The sequence below is a fragment of the Wolbachia pipientis genome (genome assembly GCF_023661085.1).
Taxonomy (GTDB): domain Bacteria; phylum Pseudomonadota; class Alphaproteobacteria; order Rickettsiales; family Anaplasmataceae; genus Wolbachia.
The window spans coordinates 1-4,012 of record NZ_JAHDJT010000118.1; the positions used below are offsets into that span (position 1 = coordinate 1).

Consider the following 4,012-nt stretch of genomic DNA (forward strand, 5'->3'; position numbering starts at 1 on the left):
AAGCAGCTAAATTGCAGCGTTTAAAGCATAAAAACGCCAATACTGAAAATAAATAATGACCAGGGCTTCTTTTGCCTTTTTTCATTCAGTAAATTTCTTAGTGTTTACAGTTAAAACAATTTATGAACTGGATAAGACGGAGTCATTTCAGTGCCGGCACGTAGTTTACAATTTAAATTTTATTTTATATTATTGTAAGTATTACACAACTTTAGAGGAAAATTATGGCGGTTATGCCAGATAAATGGATAAAAGAAAAAGCTGAAAACTTTGGAATGATAGAACCTTTTGTGGATCACAAAAGCTGTAAAGGTGTTATATCTTTTGGACTATCATCTTATGGGTATGACGCAAGGGTTGGCAATAAATTCAAGATTTTTACTAACGTTAATTCGGCTGTGGTGGACCCTAAGAATTTTTCCGAGAATAGTTTTATAGATAAGGAAACAGATGTATGCATAATTCCGCCAAATAGCTTTGCACTTGCAAGCACAATTGAATATTTTCGTATACCAAGGAATGTACTAGTTATTTGTGTTGGTAAATCAACTTATGCAAGGTGTGGAATCATAGTAAACGTTACTCCCCTTGAACCTGGATGGGAAGGTCATGTCACACTCGAATTCTCAAACACTACTCCACTTCCTGCAAAAATTTACGCTAATGAAGGAGCATGCCAATTTGTGTTTTTAAGTGGTGAAAGCGAGTGTGGAAAATCATATGATGACATGAAAGGAAAGTATATGAAGCAGTGCGGTATTACTTTACCACTGGTGAAGTGAATTGCTGTAAGAGTGATAGCTTCCACTACCACCTACGATGAGATTTCATTTCGTCTTGTACTATCGCATTGCTCTATAGACAACATTCCACCATTACCAGGTGATAGCATAGTTCGTGCTAATTCGCTTTGCTTTAGTGCTCGTTCTGCTTCTTGTTTATTAGCTCCTGCGCGCACGCTTAAGCCCAATCCCACGTCTACTCCACTTGCTTTTCCATCTCCACCTTTAACCAATTTACATGAAAACCCTCCAGCAAAAGCGAAACCTTTGTGTTGATTAGTGTCATATCCGAAAGCAATATAACCAATACCAAGGCAACTATCATTCCCAGCTATTCGAACCATCGCTTTACCATCTCGTATGTTATCATTGTTTATATCCTCTACTATAGTAGTCTGGTCTACAACCTGTGTGTTGTCTACTACTCGAGATATTACTTTTACAGTTGGTCGATTATGTGGTGGATTACTAGTTAATGGTTGACATGAGTTGGTAGTTGGCTGATCCTGCTCTGTATTATCTTGTTGCCCTAACTTATTGACTTCTTCTTCAATAAGTGTGCTGTACTCTTCACCATTAACTTTATTTACTGTTTGACCTTGATTATCTTCTATATTTGTGTCTTTTTGGTTGAATATGTCTTTATTAATAGCCCGAAAAATGAGGAATGGTATAAGTGAAATTACTAGATTTAATATAGCGCATGGAATTAGAACCACAGCAGCAACAATATATATTAGAATTCTAGCTAAACCTTTTACTACTTTAGACAATTTAGAATCATCCTTTTGAACACTAACAGCACTTAAAAAGAAGTAGGTGCAAACAATTAGTGATCCCATTATAACAGTGGGTACAATAATTGGAAGAAGTAAAAAAGCATTAATTAGCTTTTTTCCAGAACTATTTGACTTATAGTTTTGACTAGCATTAATAATCCATTTTACACCAGATAAAACTCTTTTACTGTTCTCTTCTGACATTTCGAGTTTCATTTCCACTACCAGCTTTTAATAATAATGCTAAATTATACCAGTGTTTAACATAAAATCAAGTAAATTTTGCATTTTTAGTTATCACAGATCTATTAGTAATATGGTTCGCTGTGCGCTCTCCTTAAGAAAATCTCTAATTACTTACTATAAATGATTGAATTTACTGGCTATTTTTTTGTTAAGGAAGATACTCAGAAAAAAACTGTATTAATCTAAATAGTATGTAAGGTCCAAAAAGTCTAGATTTTTTAATTTGAGTAAAGCCGCCTAAGTAGAGAATGGATCAGGAAAAGGGGCTATGTAGAAATATATTTAAAGTTTTGGTAATAAATCTAACAATCCTGCCTGGTTATAAATGTTATCTCTATATCCTGCTGTGACAAGAAGTACTTTGCGTTTTGAAATATTCACATGATAGATGAGGCGGTATTTATCGAACTTTAGTCTTCTATATCCTCGTAATTCACCACGTAATGGTTTACCGACTTTAGTTGGTTTAACTTTGAGCTCCTCTTCTATAGCTTTTTTAATAGCAGATTTTGTTTCTTCTGACAGAGCTGGAAAATCCTTTTTAGCATACCTCTTTGAAAGCTCAATTTTGTAAATACTTTACTCCTGTTCGAAGTCTTCATACTTAATTGTTTCTGCACCTGGAGCTTCACATTCCTTAACAATATCAGCTAATGCAATCTCCTCTATCTCACACTCTATTCCTTCTACAATTAGCCTTTTTGCTAATTTTTGGATAGGCTCCTTGGTAACTTCAGCCAGTCTAGCAAGGTGGTGTGAAGTTTTTCGATCAAGAGCTATGTTAATTCCTGAATCTGCCATAAGTTTTACCGAAGTCTATTACTACAGTTAGTATACAACATTTCTTTTAATTTTTCAATAAAGGAAATAGATCAGGAAAAGGGGTTGTATAAAAATACATTTAATGTTTACTACAGTAAATCCAATGGTGTCTTATCATAGACGTTTTTTCTGTATCCTACTGAAGCAGGAATTATCTTATGTTCTGCAATGTTTATGCGGTATACAATACGGCAATCTCTAGTCCTTAGGCTTCTATATTCTTTCAGTTTACCACTTAACGACTTTAAATGGATTAGCTGCAATTTTATCCTCTATGAGTTTTTTTATTTTTTTTCTTATTTCCGGTAATAAGGGAAGAAAGTCTCTTTTAAGAATTTTTTTCGGGTAGTCAACATCATACTTCACAATTTATGGTTTTGCTTCTGCGGATAATAGTGTATCCCAGTCTACATCCTCACTTTTAATCATTTCTGCGCCTTCAACATCATGCTCATCAGAGATTTTAGATACTAGAAAATCCTCTATTTCACGATCTGTTGCTTTTCTAAACAGCTTTTCTGCTAGTTCTTGAGAGGGCTGCTTAGTGAGCTCAACCAGTTTAGCAAAGTGCTGTAGAGTTTCTTTACTGAAAGCTACATTAGCGTTTACCATAAGTTTTACCAAAGTCTACTACTATAACCAGTATACAACATTTTTTTTAATTTTTCAATAAAGAAAATAGATCAGAAGAAGGGGCTGTGTAGAAATATATTGAAAGTTTTGGATGTACTTACTCGTAAATGTCTTTTCTGTGTTTTATTGAAACAATGGTTACTTCATATTTCACGGCATTTACATGATATATAATACGATAATCACCGGTTCTTAGTCTTCCGTGTCCTTTGAATTTATAACGCAACGATTCACCAAGATTAATTGGGTTGACTGTAAGACGCTCTTTTATTATTTCTTCAACTCTTAACTTTATTGTTTTTGGAAGAATCGGTAAATCCCTTTTACTAACATTTTTTAGAAACTTAATCGTATAGCGCTTTAGTCCCACTTGACGTCTTTTAGATCAACTGTTTCTGCACCTGGGACATTAAGTTCAGTAGCGCGTTCGATTAGTATTTTGTCTTCCTCATTTTCAATCGCTTCTTGTATTAGCTCTTCTGTTAGTTCTCTAATGGACTTGTTCCTTATTTTAGCTAGTCCAGCAAGACACTCTGAAATTTCATTGTTGAAAGTTGTGCTAAATCTTGAATCTGTCATAAGTTTTACCGAAGTCTATTACTATAATAATTCTACAATATCTTTCTGAATTTTTCAATAAAAAAAGTTGTTAATATGTAGAACAACTGCATGAAATATAGTAACTTTTATTAGTGATACTCATAGCTGCAAAGTTAAAATTAGCTATACCTCAAAACCCCTCCGGCATTT

The 4,012-nt window shown here is 34.0% G+C and carries 7 protein-coding genes; 1 reads left to right on the forward strand and 6 read right to left on the reverse strand.

All coding sequences use genetic code 11. The features are described 5' to 3' along the window. Nucleotides 1–224: 224 nt before the first annotated feature. The gene (gene dcd, locus DM84_RS05180) at nucleotides 225–782 is read left to right on the forward strand and encodes a dCTP deaminase (protein WP_250778867.1); all 558 of its coding nucleotides are present in this window, start codon (nucleotides 225–227) and stop codon (nucleotides 780–782) included. Nucleotides 783–814: 32 nt separating this feature from the next. On the opposite strand, the gene DM84_RS05185 is transcribed toward dcd, so the two are convergent. The 6 genes from DM84_RS05185 to DM84_RS05210 all read right to left on the reverse strand — a co-directional run bounded on the left by DM84_RS05185 (nucleotide 815) and on the right by DM84_RS05210 (nucleotide 3,841). Beyond that, nucleotides 815–1,777, reverse strand: a complete 963-nt coding sequence (locus DM84_RS05185; RefSeq protein WP_250778869.1) for an ABC transporter permease subunit — start codon at nucleotides 1,775–1,777, stop codon at nucleotides 815–817. 312 nt (nucleotides 1,778–2,089) lie between these two features. Further along, on the reverse strand, nucleotides 2,090–2,383 hold the full coding sequence (locus DM84_RS05190; protein WP_349305107.1) for a type II toxin-antitoxin system RelE family toxin: 294 nt from the start codon (nucleotides 2,381–2,383) through the stop codon (nucleotides 2,090–2,092). Nucleotides 2,384–2,386: 3 nt separating this feature from the next. Next, nucleotides 2,387–2,608 carry a hypothetical protein gene (locus tag DM84_RS05195; RefSeq protein ID WP_250778871.1) on the reverse strand — a complete coding sequence of 74 codons (222 nt, stop codon included), beginning with the start codon at nucleotides 2,606–2,608 and terminating at the stop codon, nucleotides 2,387–2,389. Between the two features lie 390 nt (nucleotides 2,609–2,998). Continuing rightward, nucleotides 2,999–3,241: a hypothetical protein gene (locus DM84_RS05200; protein WP_250778873.1), complete on the reverse strand. Its 243-nt coding sequence runs from the start codon at nucleotides 3,239–3,241 to the stop codon at nucleotides 2,999–3,001. Nucleotides 3,242–3,359: 118 nt separating this feature from the next. Continuing rightward, nucleotides 3,360–3,632 carry a type II toxin-antitoxin system RelE family toxin gene (locus tag DM84_RS05205; RefSeq protein ID WP_250778874.1) on the reverse strand — a complete coding sequence of 91 codons (273 nt, stop codon included), beginning with the start codon at nucleotides 3,630–3,632 and terminating at the stop codon, nucleotides 3,360–3,362. Continuing rightward, entirely contained in the window at nucleotides 3,623–3,841 is a 219-nt protein-coding gene (locus DM84_RS05210; protein ID WP_250778875.1) for a hypothetical protein, read from the reverse strand. The genes DM84_RS05205 and DM84_RS05210 overlap by 10 nt, the downstream gene beginning before the upstream one ends. Nucleotides 3,842–4,012: the final 171 nt, after the last annotated feature.

What these genes read in the sequence shown, in the direction of transcription:
- DM84_RS05195 (WP_250778871.1), bottom strand. Translation starts at nt 2,608, where the DNA reads ATGGCAGATTCAGGAATTAACATAGCTCTTGATCGAAAAACTTCACAC.
- dcd (WP_250778867.1), top strand. Translation starts at nt 225, where the DNA reads ATGGCGGTTATGCCAGATAAATGGATAAAAGAAAAAGCTGAAAACTTT.
- DM84_RS05210 (WP_250778875.1), bottom strand. Translation starts at nt 3,841, where the DNA reads ATGACAGATTCAAGATTTAGCACAACTTTCAACAATGAAATTTCAGAG.
- DM84_RS05200 (WP_250778873.1), bottom strand. Translation starts at nt 3,241, where the DNA reads ATGGTAAACGCTAATGTAGCTTTCAGTAAAGAAACTCTACAGCACTTT.
- DM84_RS05185 (WP_250778869.1), bottom strand. Translation starts at nt 1,777, where the DNA reads ATGAAACTCGAAATGTCAGAAGAGAACAGTAAAAGAGTTTTATCTGGT.